This window comes from Bradyrhizobium sp. WSM471 (genome assembly GCF_000244915.1).
Classification (GTDB): domain Bacteria; phylum Pseudomonadota; class Alphaproteobacteria; order Rhizobiales; family Xanthobacteraceae; genus Bradyrhizobium.
Window position 1 is genome coordinate 4569480 of record NZ_CM001442.1, and the last position, 18549, is coordinate 4588028.

18 protein-coding genes are annotated in these 18549 nt (G+C 63.6%); 12 read left to right on the forward strand and 6 right to left on the reverse strand.

From position 1 onward, the window contains the following. Positions 1-26: 26 nt before the first annotated feature. Positions 27-980 carry a cytochrome D1 domain-containing protein gene (locus tag BRA471DRAFT_RS20365; protein ID WP_007610657.1) on the reverse strand — a complete coding sequence of 318 codons (954 nt, stop codon included), beginning with the start codon at positions 978-980 and terminating at the stop codon, positions 27-29. Positions 981-982: 2 nt separating this feature from the next. Beyond that, the gene (locus tag BRA471DRAFT_RS20370) at positions 983-1564 is read right to left on the reverse strand and encodes an SRPBCC family protein (protein WP_007610658.1); all 582 of its coding nucleotides are present in this window, start codon (positions 1562-1564) and stop codon (positions 983-985) included. Positions 1565-2721: 1157 nt separating this feature from the next. On the opposite strand from BRA471DRAFT_RS20370, the gene BRA471DRAFT_RS20375 reads away from it, so the two are divergent. Further along, the gene (locus BRA471DRAFT_RS20375; RefSeq protein ID WP_007610661.1) at positions 2722-4794 is read left to right on the forward strand and encodes a DUF1217 domain-containing protein; all 2073 of its coding nucleotides are present in this window, start codon (positions 2722-2724) and stop codon (positions 4792-4794) included. A 16-nt stretch (positions 4795-4810) separates the two neighbouring features. On the opposite strand, the gene BRA471DRAFT_RS20380 is transcribed toward BRA471DRAFT_RS20375, so the two are convergent. Both BRA471DRAFT_RS20380 and BRA471DRAFT_RS20385 read right to left on the reverse strand, forming a co-directional pair. Next, positions 4811-5671, reverse strand: coding sequence for a PCC domain-containing protein (locus BRA471DRAFT_RS20380; protein ID WP_007610662.1), 861 nt, complete (start codon positions 5669-5671; stop codon positions 4811-4813). 9 nt (positions 5672-5680) lie between these two features. After that, positions 5681-7288: an acyl-CoA synthetase gene (locus tag BRA471DRAFT_RS20385; protein WP_007610663.1), complete on the reverse strand. Its 1608-nt coding sequence runs from the start codon at positions 7286-7288 to the stop codon at positions 5681-5683. A gap of 180 nt (positions 7289-7468) precedes the next feature. Here BRA471DRAFT_RS20385 and BRA471DRAFT_RS40390 point away from each other — a divergent pair, with 180 nt between their 5' ends. The 3 genes from BRA471DRAFT_RS40390 to BRA471DRAFT_RS20400 all read left to right on the forward strand — a co-directional run bounded on the left by BRA471DRAFT_RS40390 (position 7469) and on the right by BRA471DRAFT_RS20400 (position 8484). Beyond that, positions 7469-7825 carry a hypothetical protein gene (locus BRA471DRAFT_RS40390; RefSeq protein ID WP_035975036.1) on the forward strand — a complete coding sequence of 119 codons (357 nt, stop codon included), beginning with the start codon at positions 7469-7471 and terminating at the stop codon, positions 7823-7825. Further along, positions 7822-8034, forward strand: a complete 213-nt coding sequence (locus BRA471DRAFT_RS38995; RefSeq protein WP_035974143.1) for a hypothetical protein — start codon at positions 7822-7824, stop codon at positions 8032-8034. Before BRA471DRAFT_RS40390 ends, BRA471DRAFT_RS38995 begins: the two co-directional genes overlap by 4 nt. A 174-nt stretch (positions 8035-8208) precedes the next feature. Then, positions 8209-8484, forward strand: a complete 276-nt coding sequence (locus BRA471DRAFT_RS20400) for a GNAT family N-acetyltransferase (RefSeq protein ID WP_007610668.1) — start codon at positions 8209-8211, stop codon at positions 8482-8484. A 53-nt stretch (positions 8485-8537) separates the two neighbouring features. On the opposite strand, the gene BRA471DRAFT_RS20405 is transcribed toward BRA471DRAFT_RS20400, so the two are convergent. Continuing rightward, entirely contained in the window at positions 8538-8921 is a 384-nt protein-coding gene (locus BRA471DRAFT_RS20405) for a DUF3597 domain-containing protein (RefSeq protein WP_007610669.1), read from the reverse strand. A 332-nt stretch (positions 8922-9253) separates the two neighbouring features. Here BRA471DRAFT_RS20405 and BRA471DRAFT_RS20410 point away from each other — a divergent pair, with 332 nt between their 5' ends. The 7 genes from BRA471DRAFT_RS20410 to BRA471DRAFT_RS20435 all read left to right on the forward strand — a co-directional run bounded on the left by BRA471DRAFT_RS20410 (position 9254) and on the right by BRA471DRAFT_RS20435 (position 16328). Beyond that, positions 9254-10162: a DUF2189 domain-containing protein gene (locus tag BRA471DRAFT_RS20410; RefSeq protein WP_007610673.1), complete on the forward strand. Its 909-nt coding sequence runs from the start codon at positions 9254-9256 to the stop codon at positions 10160-10162. A 130-nt stretch (positions 10163-10292) separates the two neighbouring features. Beyond that, entirely contained in the window at positions 10293-11117 is an 825-nt protein-coding gene (locus BRA471DRAFT_RS20415) for a lytic murein transglycosylase (RefSeq protein WP_007610675.1), read from the forward strand. Between the two features lie 471 nt (positions 11118-11588). Continuing rightward, a complete protein-coding gene (locus BRA471DRAFT_RS37005) occupies positions 11589-11741 on the forward strand; it encodes a DUF1127 domain-containing protein (RefSeq protein ID WP_007590701.1) in 153 nt (50 codons plus the stop codon). A gap of 125 nt (positions 11742-11866) precedes the next feature. After that, positions 11867-13294, forward strand: a complete 1428-nt coding sequence (trmFO, locus tag BRA471DRAFT_RS20420; RefSeq protein ID WP_007610677.1) for a methylenetetrahydrofolate--tRNA-(uracil(54)-C(5))-methyltransferase (FADH(2)-oxidizing) TrmFO — start codon at positions 11867-11869, stop codon at positions 13292-13294. Positions 13295-13301: 7 nt separating this feature from the next. After that, positions 13302-14396: a serine/threonine protein kinase gene (locus BRA471DRAFT_RS20425; protein ID WP_007610679.1), complete on the forward strand. Its 1095-nt coding sequence runs from the start codon at positions 13302-13304 to the stop codon at positions 14394-14396. 85 nt (positions 14397-14481) lie between these two features. After that, positions 14482-15054: a CAP domain-containing protein gene (locus BRA471DRAFT_RS20430; RefSeq protein ID WP_007610680.1), complete on the forward strand. Its 573-nt coding sequence runs from the start codon at positions 14482-14484 to the stop codon at positions 15052-15054. 95 nt (positions 15055-15149) lie between these two features. Continuing rightward, a complete protein-coding gene (locus tag BRA471DRAFT_RS20435) occupies positions 15150-16328 on the forward strand; it encodes an aminotransferase class V-fold PLP-dependent enzyme (RefSeq protein WP_035974146.1) in 1179 nt (392 codons plus the stop codon). Between the two features lie 69 nt (positions 16329-16397). On the opposite strand, the gene BRA471DRAFT_RS20440 is transcribed toward BRA471DRAFT_RS20435, so the two are convergent. Further along, on the reverse strand, positions 16398-16859 hold the full coding sequence (locus BRA471DRAFT_RS20440; RefSeq protein ID WP_007610684.1) for a cupin domain-containing protein: 462 nt from the start codon (positions 16857-16859) through the stop codon (positions 16398-16400). A gap of 126 nt (positions 16860-16985) precedes the next feature. On the opposite strand from BRA471DRAFT_RS20440, the gene BRA471DRAFT_RS20445 reads away from it, so the two are divergent. Next, positions 16986-18539, forward strand: a complete 1554-nt coding sequence (locus tag BRA471DRAFT_RS20445) for a winged helix-turn-helix domain-containing tetratricopeptide repeat protein (RefSeq protein WP_007610691.1) — start codon at positions 16986-16988, stop codon at positions 18537-18539. The last annotated feature ends 10 nt before the right edge of the window (positions 18540-18549 follow it).

Sequence of the window (18549 nt, forward strand, 5' to 3'; positions counted from 1 at the left end):
GCTCCGCTCATGCGGGCTACACGCCCCTACTCGGTCTTCCGCAAGAACGCCCCAAACGCGCGCGGGCCGTCGCCGGTCTTGACCTCACCGATCACCTTCATCTCGACCGCGTCGATGATGTCGAGCGTGTTGCTTTCCCAACAGGCGACGATGACGCGCTTGCCGTCGGCGGTCGCAGCGATGCCTTCGGGATAATCGCCGACATTGATGCGCTTGATCGGCTTCAAGGTCGCCAGATCGAACACGCTGACTGTGCCGCCATATTGATCGGTGACGAAGCCGCGTCCCAAGGTCAGCGCCACCGCATAAGGGCGCATCCCGACCGGCACGCGGCCGATCTCGTTACCCGCGGCGATATCGATCACGGAGACGTCGTTGGAGCCGACGTTGGCGGTGTAGGCGCGCTTGCCCTCGGCATCGATGGTGACACCGAACGGACGCGTGCCGACCTTGATGGTCGCCCCCCGCTGGCGCGTCGCGGTGTCGACCACCGAGACGCTGTCGTCGTCGCGGTCGGCCGAGAGCAGCAGCTTGCCATCCGGCGTCACCGCCAGACCTGACGGCGAGGCGCCGACCGCGATGCTGGCCGTGACGCTGCGCGAGGCCGTATCGATCACCCGTACCGCAGCTGCATACCAGTCTGCGACATAGACGGTCTTGCTGTCAGGCGCGACCGCGATGCCGAGTGGCCCGCCACCGACCTCGATCCGCCCCGCAACCTGCCGCATTGCCGCGTCCACCACCGTCACGGCCTTGGCATCCGGGCTCGTCACATAGGCAAAACGCCCGTCCGCGCTGACGGCGATGCCGGCCGGCTTGCCGCCGATCGGGATCATCGCAATGCTGCGCGCCGTGGCGAGGTCCACGATCATCAGATCGTCGCTGAGCTGGTTGGTGACGAACGCCTCTTCGGCGGTCGTATGCGCGATGCCGACCAGGCAAACGCTGGCGGCGAGCGCCGCCAGGACGAGCGTCCGCACCGTCAGCTTCCGCTCTCGATCTTCTTCTTCAAAGACTCGAGGCCGGCCTTGTAGAGCCCGCTCACCGCAGTCTTGGCAGCCTCGTCACTCAGCTCCGGCGGCGGGTCGTTGTTGGGAAAGCCGCGGTAGAACGCGCCGGCCCATTCCAGCGTCGAGCCCTTGCCGTCGGCACTCGGCGTCACGGTCAGGGTCGAGGAGTAGTTGGTCACCGGCAGCACCTTCACGTCCACATTGGTGATCCGGTAGGAATAGCTCATGGCGGCGGCGTCGAACTTGTAGAGCTCCTCGTCAACGGTAGCCCCTCCCGTCAGCGTCAGCTTCCGCGTCGCGCTGATCTCGTTGCCCTTCTCGCCCTCGGTCTTGGTAACAGGCGGCAGCCAGCTCATGTCCTGGAAATTGCCGATTGCGGCCCACACCTTGGCCGGGGCAGCGTTGATCTCGATGGATTCGCGCACCTTCTGCCGGGTCGGCCCGTGGGCCCAGGCAGATGTCGAAGCCGGGCCAAACGCCGCCGTCAAAGCCGCCGCGCCCGCGGCAGTCAGCACCGCGGCCAGGACCGTGCGCCGTCCAATCGTCACCCTCATCTCGTTTCCTCATGCGTCTCATTGATCATGCGCGACTTGAAGCGCGCTGGGATCATGGTAGCGCATTTTGCGGCTGCGGGGAGACCCGTTCGTGGCCGCGTTGCGGCGGGCGTCCGCGCGGCCCACAACCCCTTGCCGCCCGGCGGGCAAAACACCCAATAAGCGGGTCAATCACGGCACGCAAAAATATTTCTCTTTATCCGTAATTCGGATTATCATATAGAAGGGCCATCCCAACCCGGCCGAGGGGCGGATCGCGATCGTCACGAACGCGGGATGGGACGTGGTGGGCGCAGGCGGCGTCGGCGCGAAGGGCTTCGCAGGGCGGGAAACCGTGAGCGAAGGCGTCGCGCACACGACCGGTGCAGCCTGCGTACGGCAAAATCGTGTGGTCCTGGCGCCCGGGGTCTGTGCGCCAAGTGTTGCGGTGATGTGGCGGCCCGACCGGGTCCGCGCATCAGCCATCCGCAAGGCGACGGGGGCAATAGTGCATCGCTCCCCGGGGAGATCACGACATAAGCCGTCAAACCACTGCGCAGGGAAGGCCGTGTGTTGGGCTTCACCTGTATGCCGCTGTGCAGCCTCTTGTAGCGCAACCTTCGCACAGTGGACCGTGGGTGCCAGCCGGCACCCGGCCTTCCCTGCGCCCTCGGCATTTTGGGGGCGATGGCTGCAGCGAAACTCGGGCCGCGCAGGCCGCGAGAATGCGAAACTGCGCGAACTCCGTGGCTTGAAATATGAAGATCGATTTTGCGCGCGTGCCCCGGACGCGGCGCAGCGCCCTTGCGGTGCGCCGCAGAGCCGGGGCCCACGCAGCGGCAAATGCACGGCTTCTGGATCCCGGCTCTACGCCGCAACGCTTACGCGTTGCAGCTTCTCCGGGGCACGAGCGTGGAACTCTATCTGGCGCGCTGGCGACAGCAACATGCCAAGTACGAAAGCCTCGCGAAAGCTGCATCTGGGAAACAGCTAGAAACAAACGGCAACAAAACTGCGTATCCGTCACTTGGACGCAAATTGTAACCTGAGAATGTGAACCAAAATCGTCCTGGGAAGACGCAGCTGAGACAGTTTGCCGGCATGAGGCCAGTCCCCACCTCCCGACCCCGCAATGATTGACGGACGTCCGGGACCGCAAGAGCCGCGAGGAGTGCGCGATGGTATCAACGTATTTCAGTTACAGCTACATCACGCGCAATCTCAAGCAGTCCCTGACGCGGGTTGAACAGCAACAGGACGTGGCGCGAGAGGCCGCCTATTACAAAGCCCACATCGGCAAGGTGAAGTCCGTCGACGAGTTCATGAAAGACTATCGCCTTTATCATTATGCGACGAAGGCATATGGCCTCGAAGACATGGCCTACGCCAAGGCCTTCATGAAAAAGGTGCTGGAGAGCGACCTCTCCGACGCAAACAGCTTCGTCAACAAGCTGGTCGACAAGCGTTACCGCGAGTTCGCCGCGGCATTTTCCTTCAATGGCAGTGCAACGCCGGTTGCGCAATCGGAGAACCAGACCGACGAGATGATCGGTCTGTACACGGCGACCAGGAAAAACCAGGTCGATGCGCTTGCCAGCGACTCCAATTACTACAGCGCCGAAATCGGCAACATCAGCAGTGCAGACCAGCTCCTGAACAACGACCGTCTTCGCACCTATGTTTATTCGGCGTACGGGATCGATCAAAGCAAGTGGTCGCGTGACACGATAAGCCAGGTCTTGCGCAGCGATCCATCCGATCCAAACAGCTACGTCAACACCACTTTTGCGTCTCAGCTGACTGGCCTCAACGCCGACCTTGCTCAGGCCCGATCGGATGTCACCGCCGCCAATTCAAGGATAGCCGACTACACTGCCCAACTCTCGCAACCGGGCGCGAACGTGACTCAGTTGAACGTCCAGATCCTGGTCGAAAAACATCATTTGGAGTCATATGCGAGCAGCATTTCCAGCCTCAGCGACCAGATAGGGACGATTGGCGGGTTCGTCGACCTGGCCGGTGCGTTCGAGTTTTCCTCCGACGGGTCGCTTCCGTCAGGTGTGTCGGCGCAGACTGCTGCAAATGTCACGATCACGAAACAGAAGTTCGACGACAGCAAGTCCGACGTCTATTCGGCGGCAAGCCCCTTGAACGAAGCCTTTGCAATCAGGCAATTCAGAACAGCCATCCTCAAGATCGATTCAGTCGAGGCGTTCGTATCGACACCGGGCGTGTACAATCTTGCGCTGGGAGCCGTCGGCCTCGATCCCGCAAACGTCTCGCCGGCGACTGTCAAGGCTGTGCTCGAAAGCGACCTCAACGACCCCAAGAGCTACGTCTATACCCTCAAGGACAATCGATATTTGGGACTGGCCCGCGCCTTCAACTTCGACGCAAAGGGCAATCTGACGACCCCCTTGGTGGCCCAGGACTCGGCTGAAGTCCTCCAGATCGCGAAGGACTACGTCATTGGGGCGGTGAAGAGCGCCAGCACGGCAACGCCCCAACAGCAGGCCGCGGTTCGGGCCCAGGCCACGAAGGATGCGTCGGAATATCAGCAGGCCATCGCCGGCATCGACAGTGTTTCCGATCTTCTCGCAAACAGGCCGATGGTCGATTTCATTCTCCTGGCCAAGGGTCTGGATCCCAAGAAGGTCAGCACCGATTTTCTCAGGAAGATCTTCAGCTCCGACCTGAACGATCCAAAGAGCTTCGCGAACACCGAGAGCGATCCTCGCTTTGCCGAAATCGTGGCGTCGTTCAATTTCGACAGTAAAGGCAACGTCGCGCGTCTTCCGATGATGGGTCCGCAGAAGCGCGATCAGTTTCGGGAGACACAAGCGAACTATGTCGAGCAAAGTCTGGAGCAGCAGCAAGGGGATGCCAATCCCGGCGTGCGCCTGGCGCTCTATTTCCAGCGAAAGGCGGGGGACATCACGTCCGCGTACGACATCTTGGCCGACAAGGCTCTTTCGGAGGTGTTCAGGACCACCTTCGATCTGCCTGACTCGATGGCGGCGATGCCGATCGATCAGCAGGCCAAGTTCGTGGACAGGTTCATGAAGATCAAGGATCTGTCCGATCCCGCGAAGGTTACGAAGCTGCTGAACCGTTTCTCCGCCATGTATGACATCAGAAACAGCCAGAGCACCGGCCAGGGCCAATCCCCCCTGCTCAATCTGTTTCAGGGATCGAGTTCGGGGATCAGTGACTCCACATACTTGGCCATTGCCAAGCTACGCGCCCACTGATGATCGCTCGCCGGGGCTAGCCCAACACCTCGAGCACCAGCTCCATGGTCATCAGCACGGGATTGTCGCCACGGATCAGACGGCCCTCCGCCATGCCGCCGGTGTAGTCGATCAGCGCGACGTCGAGTGCGGCTTCGAGCGCGCCGGAGGAGCCGGCCGCAATCGTGCCGGCTGTCACCGCAAGCTCGGTCGCGAAGGGCTCGGTCACCCCGCCATGGGTAAATCGGGCGCCGATGGTCGAACCAACACCGCCATGGATCCTGGCGCGCGCGATGCCTTGCGCGCGGCAGAAGTCTTCGAGACAGAGGGCGAAATCCTGATTGGGGCGCAGCCGCAGCGCGAAAGCGCGGCTGGTCGTGCGTGCGCCGGTGCGCGCAGCCGCCACGGGCCCGAACAGCTTGAAATTGGTCTCGGGATCGGGCTCTGCGCTGAACATCGCACCATCGAGACCGAAGGCCTCGACCTCGAACGGCTCGGCGACGTCAGTCTCGTCCGGCAGCATGTGGCCGCCACCGGCGCGGCCATCGGCCTCCGTCCACAGCCCATGGCAATGAAAGAACGGCGCGCCATCGCGCATGCCCAGCGTCATGCTGGCGAGCCTGGTGCGCGTCACGCCGCCCGGTCGGAATGTGTCGCTGTAGAACGCGGCGTTCTCGCTGGTCTTCGACAGCGCCGGCATGACATACCCGAACGGCCCGAGCGCGCCGCGCCCGAAGTTGAGCACACCGCCGGCCAATCCCTCCGCGGCAAAACCACGGCGTGCCGCCTCCAGCAGCGGCAGACCTGCTTGAAGCGTGAAAGAGAAAGCGCGTCCCCTCGCCTCCACCCACTGGATGCGTTCGGCGACCGGCACGCCAGGCTGCTTGATGCTGCGCATGACGTTTGCTCAGCCCGTCCGTGTCTTGTCGAGATCGAGCAGGCCGCGCGCCTCGAGCTCGTCGCGAACCATCCGTTTGGGAACCTTCCCGTAGCCGGATTTCGGCAAGGCCTCCCAGAAGAAGAACCGCTTCGGCATCTTGTAGCGCGGTACCTTGGGCGACAGGAATGCCGCCATCTCCGCTTCGCTCACCGGCTTCGCGCCTTCGCGGACGACGCAGACGGCAACGCCGACCTCGCCCCAGGTCGCATCGGGCACGCCGAGCACCGCAACCTCGCCGACGCAAGGATGGGTCAGGATCTTCTCCTCGATCTCGCGCGGATAGATATTGGAGCCGCCGGAGATGTACATGTCGGAGGCTCGTCCCGTGATGTAGACGAACCCCTCCTCGTCCATGTGACCGAGATCGCCGGTGCGGAACCAGCCGTTGCGGAACGCCTTCGCATTGGCTTCGGGATTGTCGTAGTAGCCGGCAAGCACCGCGGGGCCGATCACGCAGATCTCGCCGCTCTGGTTGGCGCCGAGTTCGCGGCCCTCGTCGTCCTGGATCGAGACCTGCATGCCGGTACGCTCGAAGCCACAGGTGCCGATCTTCGCGTGCGGCCCGTCCTCGGGATCATGCAGCGCCGCCGGCAGCACGGTGATGTTGCCGGTCACCTCGCCGAGGCCGAAATACTGCACGATGACCTTGCCAAGCTTCCTCAGCGCACCCTTCTGGTCCTCGCGATACATCGGCGCACCCGCATAGATCACCTGGCGCAGCGAGGAATGATCGTATTTGTCGGCAGCGGGATGCTCGACCATCATCTTCAGAATGGTCGGCACCACGAAGAGATTGCTGACCCGATGCGCCTCGATCAGGCGGAACGCCTCGTCGATGTCGAATTTCTCGGTCGGAAGCAGCACCGTGCGCACGCCGCGCGCGGTCTGCACCAGCTGATGCACGCCGGCCCCATGCGACAGCGGCGCCACCACCAGCGAGGCATCCGCTTCGGTGACGCCGGGCGTGAGATCGGCGAGATGGTTGGTGACCACAAAACCCATCTGACCGTGGGTGAGCACCGCAGCCTTGGAGCGGCCGGTGGTGCCCGACGTGAAGAAGAACCAGCAGGGATCGTCGTACTCGACCGCGACGTTCTCGACCACGGCGCCGGCCTGCGAACCAACGGCATCGGCCACCGAGCGCTCGCCGAACGAGGCCTTGCCACCGACGCTCCAGGTGAATTCCAGCGCGCCACCGCTCACGGCCGTCGCGTGCTCGGGAAAATCGATATGGCACAGAAACGCCCTCGCCCCGGAGGCCTGCGCAAGATAAGTCACCTCGTCCGGCATCAGGCGGAAATTGGTGGGTACCCAGACCGCGCCGAGCCGGAACGCGGCGAACATCGAGAAGAACATCTCATCGCCGTTCTTGGAATGGACGAGGATGCGGTCGCCCTTCGCGATGCCGCGCGCCGCGAGGGCAGCCGCCAGCGCCGAGACCTGCGCGTCGATCTCCCGCCAGGTCCAGGACCTGTCGCCCCAGACGAAACCGGGACGCGCCCCATGCCGCCGCGCATTCTGGGTCAACATGTGAGCGAGATTCATGACGCGGCGGGACATGCGCAGGGGCTGCATCGGGCTTCCTCTTCGGCGGCGGACGGCACGCGAGCCGCCCGCTCATTGCAGCCCATTTATCGCCATCGCCGGTACCCCTGCAAGGCTGCCGGGCGCAGCGCAGCCCATCCAACCGTTCAGGAAATTTTAAACATGATCGGCGCAACCTCGCTCAGTTTCTCGCGTAAAGAGTGCCGCATCATGGTCAAAGCGCCCGCCCTGCTCCTGTTATCGCTGGCGCTTGCCGGATGTGCCGTGGGCCCACAAGCGCACCTCGCCTCCGATCCCGCCTTCAAGCCTGCGCGCTATGCCTGGGACGGCGCAGGCGTAAATCCCAATCACCCGCGCGCTGCCTCAGAACCCGCACGCACCGCCCGATCCGAGCGCAACAGGTCGCAAGCCGGGCTTCAGCCCTATTCGAAGGAATGGTGGCAGGCGCAGGACGGCATCGAGGCGGAACAGGACGCCAGGGTCAACCGTTCCCTCGTCATCTGCCAGGGATGCCTGCGCCCGCAGGCGCAGCCGGAAGATTCCAGGCTCGCCAAGGCGACCGATTGAAGCATCCGGACGATCAGGACCTGGTGGAAGTCCAGCCCGTCGTCCCGAGAAGCGACCGAGAGCTACAACGCCCCGAGCTTCCGCAATCACTCCTGTGCGGTCTGCAGGCCCGGTTTCAATTCCAGCGCCTTCCTGAAATCGGCAATCGTACCCTGTTTGTCGCCGAGCCGCGCGCGTCGGTCGGCGCAACACGGATCGCCTCGCCTTAGTCGGCGCGGATCGAGCTTGATGGCATGGTCGTATTCGGCGATGGCACGATGAGGCTGAGGGGGACACGCAGTTTCCGGATATCTCCCCTGCGGCAACCGCTCTTGGTCGCACCTTGGCAAGGACCGGTTCAGGCGCCTAGATCAGGCGCAAGCAGCATGTCGGAAAGGTTTTGCATGGCGCCATCGGTACGGGACAACAAGGACAGAAGCCGCTTCGAGCTCGATGTCGGCAGCGAGATCGCTTTCGCCAATTACCGGCTGACGCCGTCGGCGGTGATCATCACCCACACCGAGACGCCGCGCGCGCTGCGCGGCCGCGGCATCGGCTCCGAGCTGGTCAAGGGCGCGCTGGAATTGATCCGCAGCGACGGCAGGAAGGTGATCGCCGGTTGCGGCTTCGTCGTCGACTATCTCGACAGGCATCCGGAAGATGCGGATCTCGTCGCCTGAATGCAAAAGGGCCCGCGCGATCGCGGGCCCTTGGGTTATGACCGGGCGATCGGTCAGTGCTTGATCTCCGGCGGCAGCTTGCCGCCATTCGCGGCGAGCTTGGACATCACCTGCTTGTGCAGCCAGACGTTCATGGTCGCGGAATCGTTGGTGTCGCCGCTGTAGCCGAGCTCCTTGGCGAGGTCCTTGCGCGCCGCGAGGCTGGAATCGATGTCGAGCGCCTTCATGAGGTCGACGATCGAGGTGCGCCATTCCAGCTTCTCGCCCTTGTGCGCGGCGACCGCCGCGTCGACGATCGATGCAACGTCCACCGCTGGCGCCGATCCGCCCGGCGCTTCCCCCGCGGGCGCGCTGCCCGATGGTGCGCTGCCTGCGGGCGCGGCAGAAGCTGGATGGCTACCGAAGATCGCGCCCATAATTTTCCCGAAAATGCTCATGTCTGCTCCCCGAAAAGGACCCGTGGAAGGGCCTTGAGCGGCCCTTATAGACCAAGTTGCGTCATTGCGCCCGCGAAGTTCCGCGAACCCATACGCAGCATCAGCTTATCTGCGGCGAAATGACGGCCGAATGACATCGTCGAGGTTGCGCTGCGGCATCGAATCTCACCCAAGCGTGAGGGACAGGACTCGCAAATGGGCGTACGCTTGACGTTCAGTTCGCGATGCCATCCGGAATTCGCGTCTGGTCGGGATCGCGAAACTCAGAATAGCGGCCGCTTGCGCCGTTTGCTGGCGCCAGATGCGGCCGCATGGCAAGGGAGCTAGCGACCATGGCCACACTCTACCAGGGCAATGTCCCAACTATGGGCCAGACCGCCGAAGCGGCTGGACCGGTGATCCGAACCATCCAACTCTCCGATCTGCACGATGCGCTCAAGCGCGGCTGGGAAGATTTCAAGGCGGTGCCGAGCCACGCCATCATCCTCTGCGTGATCTATCCTGTGCTGGGCCTCGTGCTCGCCCGCGTGGTGATGGGCTATTCAGTGCTGCCGTTGTTGTTTCCGCTGGCCGCGGGCTTCGCGCTGATCGGCCCGTTCGCCGCTCTCGGTCTCTACGAGCTCTCCAGCCGGCGCGAGCGCTATGAAGAGGCCAGCGCCTGGGATGCCATGGAGGTGCTGCGTTCGCCCTCCTTCGGCGCCATGCTCGGTCTCGGCGCGCTGCTGCTAGCCCTGTTCGTGACCTGGGTTGCGACCGCGCAGGCGATCTACGTCGCCGCTTTCGGCTATGAAGGCGCATCCGGGATATCGGATTTTCTGACGCGCGTTCTCACGAGCCGGCAAGGCTGGTGGCTGATCGTGGTCGGCTGCGGCACCGGCTTCCTGTTCGCCCTTGCCGCTCTCTGCATCAGTGCTGTGTCGTTCCCGCTGATGCTCGACCGCCATGCCGGCGCGTTCGAGGCCATGGTGACGTCGTTGCGCGTCGTCGCGAAGAACCCGGTGCCGATGGCGGCCTGGGGCCTGATCGTAGCCGTCCTGCTGGCGCTGGGCACGATTCCCGCCTTCCTCGGCCTTGCCGTGGTGGTCCCCGTGCTCGGCCATGCCACCTGGCATCTCTACCGCAAGGTGATCGCGGCCGATCCGGGCGCGCGTCCGGTGCCGCCTCCCCCGCATCGTCCACGCAAGCCGGCCGCCGATTTCCCCGCCAACCTCTTCCCTTGGCGCAATCGGTCCGACGCCTGACGATATCGTGACATGCGATCCTGCCCCGGTGCGGGCAGGATCGCGCACTGTCATACGCCTTGCTTTGGCCGCGGTTACCATCGAGATTGCGCCCGCCGGTCAGATCACTTCACGGAATTTATTTGCTCGAATGACCCCGACGATTTCTCGTCTCGCCCTCGCAGCTTTAGCCATCACCGCGTCCATCCTATCCGCTCAGCCAGCGCTCGCCGCTGTTGCCTGCGGTTCGGGCAATTTCGACGCGTGGCTTGCAGACTTCAAAACCGACGCCGCGGCCAAAGGCGTCTCGCCACAGGCCATTTCCGCCGGGCTCGCTGGTGTGACGCTCGATCAGAACGTGCTCAACCGCGACCGCTCGCAGAAGGTCTTCAGCCAAACCTTCGAGGAATTTTCTGGCCGCATGGTGCCGCCGCGCATGACGCGCGGCTCCAACATGATGAAGCAATACGGCTCGGTGCTGTCGCGTATCGAGCAGACCTACGGCGTGCCTGGCGAGGTGCTAGTCGCGATCTGGGGTCTCGAGACCGATTTCGGCGTCAATACCGGCAAGTTCGCGACCATCCGCTCGCTGGCGACGCTGGCGTATGACTGCCGGCGCTCCGAGCAGTTTCGCGCCGAGCTGTTGGATGCGCTCCGCATCGTCCAGCGCGGCGACCTCGCACCGGCCGAGATGAAGGGCGCCTGGGCCGGCGAGCTCGGACAGACCCAGTTCATGCCGTCGTCATGGATGAAATACGCCGTCGATTTCGACGGCAATGGCAAGCGCGATCTCCTGCACAACGCCCCCGACGTGCTCGCCTCCACCGCGAACTATCTCGCCGGGTACGGCTGGCAGAAGGGTAAGGATTGGCAGCCGGGCAGTCCGAATTTCGCCGTGCTGCAGCAGTGGAACAAGAGCGAGGTTTACTCGAAGACCATCGCGTATTTTGCTACCCAGCTCGCGCGCGCCCCCTAGCAGCCCCATAGTTCGGCGCGCGTGCACTGCAACCAGCACCCTCGTCATGTCGATCCGCCGGTCCAGTCGCACCGCTGCCCACGGCTGGCGAAGTGTACCGCACGTGCCGGTAAATGAATTATGATTCATTTTTGGTACTCAACGAGCATGCGATTCGCGCATGCAAGACTTGGGTATAGGAGCTAGGCAATCAGCTTGCAGACAACCTAAAAGCAACCTATTTGCACTTAAATGGAACCGACTGAACTGCGATAAATCCGTGAATTAACGGGCATTTTCAGCACCCCTTTTCCCCTTCCGCCCACCCTTTGGGCGCGAGTGCTCCTGGGTTAATCGTCCGTTACCAATGCCATGCACCCAGCGCTTAGCTGCATCGCAACATCGGAACTTTCGCACTGCACCACTCTCACCTATATTCATTTCAACGATGAGGCTCGGGCAAGAGCTGAATCGAACTACAGGAGACTACCAATGCTGCTCTCGCTCATCCGCATGATCCAGGCTTTCCGGGACTATCAGCGCAATGTTGCCGAGCTGTCCCAGCTCAGCGATCGCGAGCTGGCCGATATCGGCCTCGATCGCTCGGACATCCCGCGCGTTGCCGCCGGTCAGTATCAGGGCTGATATCGTTCAGCCCTTAACCGGACGAACCGATAGCGCCCGCCTCGTGCGGGCGTTGTCGCATCCGGAGGCAGAAAACTCGATCTCGGCGATTCCACTGATCGCCGAAAAGCGCTACCTGTCCGCCCATGACAGGACCCCAATCAAATACCGTGCACGTGATCGGCGCAGGCCTTGCCGGCTCCGAAGCCGCCTGGCAGGTGGCCAAATCCGGCGTGCCCGTGGTGCTGCACGAGATGCGGCCGACCCGCATGACCGAGGCGCACCGCACCGACGGGCTTGCCGAGCTCGTCTGCTCCAATTCGTTCCGCTCGGACGATGCCGCCAACAACGCCGTCGGCCTGCTGCATGCCGAGATGCGCCGCCTCGATTCGCTGATCATGCGCGCAGCCGACGCCAACCAGGTGCCCGCCGGCGGCGCGCTGGCGGTGGACCGCGACGGCTTCTCGGCGGCCGTCACCAAGGCGCTGAACGATCATCCCCTGATCGAGATCGCCCGCAGCGAGGTCGCAGGCCTGCCGCCGGCCGAGTGGAGCAACGTCATCGTTGCGACCGGCCCCCTCACTTCGGCGCCGCTGGCCGACGCGATCCGCGAGTTGACCGACGAGAACGCCCTCGCCTTCTTCGACGCGATCGCGCCGATCGTGCACCGCGAATCCATCGACATGTCAGTGGCCTGGTTCCAGTCGCGCTACGATAAGGTCGGTCCCGGCGGCACCGGCGCCGACTACATCAACTGCCCGATGACAAAGGAGCAGTATAACGGCTTCGTCGCCGCGCTGGTGGCCGGCGAGAAGACCGAGTTCAAGGAATGGGAGACCAACACGCCCTATTTCGACGGCTGCCTGCCGATCGAGGTCATGGCGGAACGCGGCCCCGAGACTCTTCGCCACGGGCCGATGAAGCCGGTCGGCCTCACCAATCCGCACGATCCCAGCACCAAGGCCTACGCGATCGTGCAGCTGCGCCAGGACAACAAGCTCGGCACGCTCTACAACATCGTCGGCTTCCAGACGAAACTGAAATACGGCGAGCAGCAACGCATCTTCCGCACCATTCCGGGGCTGGAGAAGGCCGAATTTGCTCGCCTTGGCGGCCTGCATCGCAACACCTTTCTCAACTCGCCAAAGCTGCTCGACGGCCAGTTGCGCCTGCGGGCGCAGCCGCGGCTGCGCTTTGCCGGCCAGATGACGGGCTGCGAGGGCTATGTGGAATCCGCCAGCGTCGGCCTGATTGCCGGTCTCTATGCGGCAGCGGAGGTGCGCGGCGAGACGCTTGCGAGTCCGCCGGTCACGACGGCGCTCGGATCCCTGCTTGGCCACATCACCGGCGGCCATATCGAGACCATCGAGCCCGGCACGCGCTCGTTCCAGCCGATGAACATCAATTTCGGCCTGTTCCCGCCGCTCGCCAGCGCACCGACGAAGAAGCCCGACGGAAGCCGGCTGCGCGGGAACGAGAAGACGGTGGCCAAAAAGCAGGCGATGAGCGCGCTGGCGCTCGCCGATCTCGATCGCTGGATCGCCGATCACCTGCGCATTGCCGCTGCGGCGTGAGTTTTCGATGAACCTTCCCAAAGACGATGCCGCAACACTCTCGGCGCGCTGGACCGAGGGCGTGCTGCTCAAGCGCGACGTATTCTCGACCGTCGAGCGCGGCCGATTCCGCGACGATGACGGCGAGGTCGACGCGGTGCTGCGCCGCCTCGACGAGGTGCCGTGGTGGTCATTCCTTTTGGCGCGCCATCTGTTCGCCCGCGAGAAGCATGCGCTGGCACTCGCCAAGGGACTCGATGTCGGCCCGGAGCTGCTGTGGGCCGGACGCCGCGCGCTGGTGCGCAGCTTCGTCGATGGTGTCGCGCTGCATCTGGCGAAACCGCATGGCGACCTCGCCTATTTTCGCTCGGCGAAGGCCGCGCTGCGACGGCTGCGCCGCGCCGGCATCTGCCACAACGATCTTGCCAAGGAACAGAACTGGCTGGTCGGCCGCGACGGTCGTGCCTATGTGACGGACTTCCAGCTCGCGGCCTGCTTCGACCGTCGCAGCCGGCTTTATCGCATCCTCGCCTATGAAGATCTCCGGCATCTGCTCAAGCACAAGCGCTCCTACGCACCCGAGGCGCTGACGCCGCGCGAGCGAAAGATCCTGGCGAAGAAGTCGTTCGCCGCCAGCCTCTGGCTCGCCACCGGAAAGAAGGTCTATCGGGCAATCACGCGCGGCCTGTTCAACTTCACCGACCGTGAAGGCGGCGGCCGAAGGCTCGTCAACGACGCGCCGGTGCTGACGGAATTGATCCGCAAGAACCCCGCCGTGCGCGACACCGCCATCGTCGCCTTTGCCGACCGCCGCTCCGGTGTCGGCCTCTATGCCTTCGTCGAAGCCGATCAGGCCGCGCTCGAAGGCCAATTGCGCAACGAGCTCACCGCCGCCAACGGGCCGAAGCCCCCGGAACACATCCAGGTCGTGCACGCACTGCCACGCAACGCCGACGGCAAGCCGCGCACAGAGATCCTGCAACTGGTCGCCATGAACCAGCTCGACCTGATCGAGCCGATGATGAAGAACGATCAGGACCGCGCCTTCCTCAAGGACATCCTGGAGCAGCGCAAGAACCTGCGCGACCGTTTCAATTTCGAGGCCGACCTGCCTGCTGGCTAGCGTGGATCACGCCTTGAAGCGTCCACATTGGCGATAGAGAAGCGATCGGATAATTCGGGGCTTGGCGGGAGGACTTGGCGGGGTCATGGGCATTCGGGGGACAATGGTGCATCGTGTGGTTGGCAGCCTGATCGCCGGCCTTCTGCTGCACGCCACCACGCCCGCAATGGCCGAGGCTCCGGCCGAGCTGATCTCCAGCTTCCGCCTCAAGCATGGTGAGGTCCGCGTCGTCCGCGATTCGACCCTCGACCGCATCGCCATGGACCAGGCGCGCGCGATGGCGACGAAGGACGACCTCAGTCACGACGCCCTCGGCCCGTTCAACCGCCGCGTCGCACCGGCCGGCGCAGGCCGCGCCGCCGAGAACATCGCCTACGGCTACGACAATTTCGAGAAGACCCTCGGACAGTGGATCGACTCGTCGGGACACCGCAAGAATTTGCTGCTGCACAACGCTTCCCGCGTGGGGATCGCGAGCGCGAAAAACGCCAGCGGCAAACGTACCTATTGGGCGATGGTGATCGCCGGCGACTACGAACCGAAGGGCAAAGGCAAGAAGGACAAGGAGCCCCTGGTTGCCGTGAAACGCGAAGCCGCTCCTGCAAGCAAGCCCAAATCCGGCGGCTGCCACATCAAGCTGCTCGGCCTCTGCATTTAAGACCAAGCCCGATCTGAGACCAAGCCCGGCCATCTTGCCCGCATCCCTCGACGCGTTTAATCCATGCACGAGGATCGCGAGACGCGGAGGTATGGATGATGGATATCGACCGAATTCGTTGCGACACCCCGGCTGCCTCTCGGCTCGCCTATCTCCACAACGCGGGCGCGGCGCTGATGTCGGCGCCGGTTGTTGCGGCGATGAAGGAACACATCGATCTGGAGAGCGAGATCGGAGGCTATGCCGCCGCCGACCGTGAGGCGCCCCGGCTTGAATCCGTCTACGGCTCAGTGGCCCGCCTGCTGAATGCCGCGCCTGATGAGATCGCCCTCATGGAGAACGCGACGGTTGCCTGGCAGATGGCGTTCTACGCGCTTCCATTTCGTCAGGGCGACCGGATCCTGACCGCCGAGGCGGAGTACGCTGCCAACTATGTCGCCTTTCTCCAGGTCGGCAAGCGAACAGGCGTCTCGATCGACATCGTGCCGAGCGATGCTAGCGGCGAGCTCGACGTTGACGCGCTCGAACGCATGATCGATGGGCGCGTGAAGCTGATTGCGATCACATGGGTTCCGACCAATGGCGGGCTGGTCAATCCGGCTGCGGCCGTCGGCAAGATCGCACGAGCGCGAGGCATTCCTTATCTGCTCGACGCCTGCCAGGCGGTCGGACAGATGTCGGTCGACGTCGAGGCCATCGGCTGTGACATGTTGTCGGCGACTGGACGTAAATTCCTCCGCGGCCCGCGCGGCACCGGCTTCCTCTACGTCCGCCGCGCGATGCTGCAGCAGCTCGAACCGCCAATGATCGACCACTTCGCCGCACCCTGGGTCTCCCGGGACGCTTATCGGCTGCGTGACGATGCGCGTCGTTTCGAGACTTGGGAGAACAACTACGCAGCCCGGCTTGGGCTGGGCACGGCTGTCGATTATGCCCTCGATATCGGGATCGGCCCCATCGAGCAGCGTTGCCGCATGTTGGCGGACCGCCTAAGGGGCGGCCTTGCGACCATTCGCGGCATCAGAGTTCGCGACCTCGGACGCGCGCCGGGAGCCATCGTCAGCTTCACGGTGGAAGGGTACGAGGCGGACACGATCGTCAGCGACGCGGCCGCCGCCGGCATCACGATCGGTGCGTCAGATCCATCGAGCACGCGCATCGATGCCGAAATTCGCGCGCTGCCCCCGGTGGTGCGCGCCTCCCCGCATTACTACAATACGGAAGCCGAGATCGATCGGCTGATCGCCCACCTGGAAGCTTTGACGCCCCGATAGCAAGGCGCAAGAACCTGCTCGACCGAATCGAGTTCGAAGCCGATCCGCCGTCGCCCCAGCACATGGCCTTCAACCTTTCGTTGTCAGCGCCGACAGCTGGTCGGTGTCGAAACGGGCGCGCAATTCACTGATGGCTTTCGCGTCCGGGGCTCCGCTTGCGGTCAGCTTGGCCAATTCCTCGAAGTAGCGTTCGTGTCCCGGTGGAGAGACCGTCATGAGCACGCGCGCTGGCTTCTCGCTGACGTTGGTGATGTTGTGCGGGACGCCGGGGGGAATGAAGAGATAGGTCCCCGGTGCCGCTCGGACGACTTCGTCACCGACATGCCATTCGCACTCGCCCTCCAGCATGTAGAAGGTCTCTTCCTGCACGCGATGAACGTGCCGGCCTGTGGCGAACCCTGCCGGTATCGTCCAGTCGAACATGCTGGTGTGCTTTGTATCTTCGCCGGTTACCAGGAAGGCCATCGGTTGACCGCGCAGCATGATTCCCTTGGTCTCGCCGGACCTGCGGATGAGCGGTTTGGCGTTCATGTGACCCTCCATGGCTCGGTGCGGCTCTGCTGAAAACCACGCCATGGTGATCCAGCGGCTCCTGAAAGTGGTGAAGCCGTTCGGAAAACATTGCAAAAAACCTCCGAAATGTGCCCTTCTTTGGCAATGGCCATGATCCTTGAATTTGGTCCATTCCGTCTCGACGCCGATGCAGGAATCCTTTTCCACGGTGCCGAGCCGATCCCCCTCGGCCAGCGAGCCGTCCTGCTCTTGGCCCTGCTCGTGCAACGGGCCGGCGCGCCGGTGTCCAAGGAAGCCTTGATCGAGGCGGCGTGGCCTGCCCAGGCAATCGAGGACAGTAATTTGACCGTCCAAATCGCTGCTGTGCGGCGCATTTTGGCAGATATCTCTGGAGAGGCCCGCTGGATCGAGACCCTGCCACGGCGTGGCTATCGCTATGTGGGTCCCTCCGTTACGACGTCCCATCGGGATCACGCATCCGCCGCCTCCGCAGCGCCATCGCTGATGTTGCCTGACAGGCCGTCAATCGCGGTCTTGCCCTTCGCGAACCTGAGCGGTGATGCAGAGCAAGACTACTTTGCCGAAGGGATGGTCGACGACATCATCACCGGACTGTCGCGCATCAACTGGCTGTTCGTAATCGCGCGGAATTCGACGTTCATATACAAGGGCCGTGCGGTAGACTTGAAACAGGTCGGCCGCGAGCTTGGCGTCCGGTATGTGCTGGAAGGCAGCGTCCGGAAGACCGGCACAACGGTCCGCATCACTGGTCAGTTGATCGATACGTCGACCGGCGGGCATGTGTGGGCCGAGCGCTACGACCGCGGGTCCGAGGACGTTTTCGCCCTCCAGGATGACATCGCCCTATCGGTCGTCGGCGCCATTGCGCCGAGCCTGCGGCGCGCCGAATTCAACAGGGTCAAGCGCCAACGGCCCGACAGCCTCGATGCCTATGATCTTGTCCTGCCGGCCCAGCCGGATGTCGATTCCGGAATGCCAGAGCAGGTCACGCAAGCCCTTGTGCTGCTCGCACGTTCGATCGCGCTTGAGCCCACTTATGCGCTAGCGCACGGCAATGCCGCAATGTGCCACCATTGCCTGTTCCTTCGAGCCGGTTTGCAGGCGGTCAATCGGGCCGCGTCGATCCATCATGCACGGTCGGCTCTGATCCACGGACAGGATGACGCGCTTGCTCTCACCCTTGCGGCTTTTTCGATCGGCATGGATGGGCACGATCGTTCCGCAGCATTCACTGCACTCGACGCCGCACTCGCCATCAGCCCATCATCGGCGCTGACCTACATCCTCGGCAGCGTCATGCTCGGTTGGAGCGGCGAAGCCGACCGCGCCATCGAGTGGAGCGAAAGGGGCGTGCGGCTCAGTCCGTTCGATCCCTGGGCCTTTGCTGCGTTCGACGCGCAAGCCATGGGTCACTTCCACCGCGGTCGATATGAAGAAGCATGTCGTGCGGCCTACCGGTCGGTTCAGGCCAATCCTCGACACAGCATTACCTATGTGCAACTGGCTGCGGCGCTCGCAAAGCTCGGACGTCTGGAAGAAGCGAGGGCGGCGGCCGCCCGGGTGCTCGAGTTGCACCCGACGTTTCGCTACAGCCGGCAGTTCTCAGGCGTTAACTGTTCCCCGTCGCTTGCGTCGTCCCTTGGCGAGGCGCTTCGTGCCGCCGGCCTGCCGGAATAACGGTCGCGCC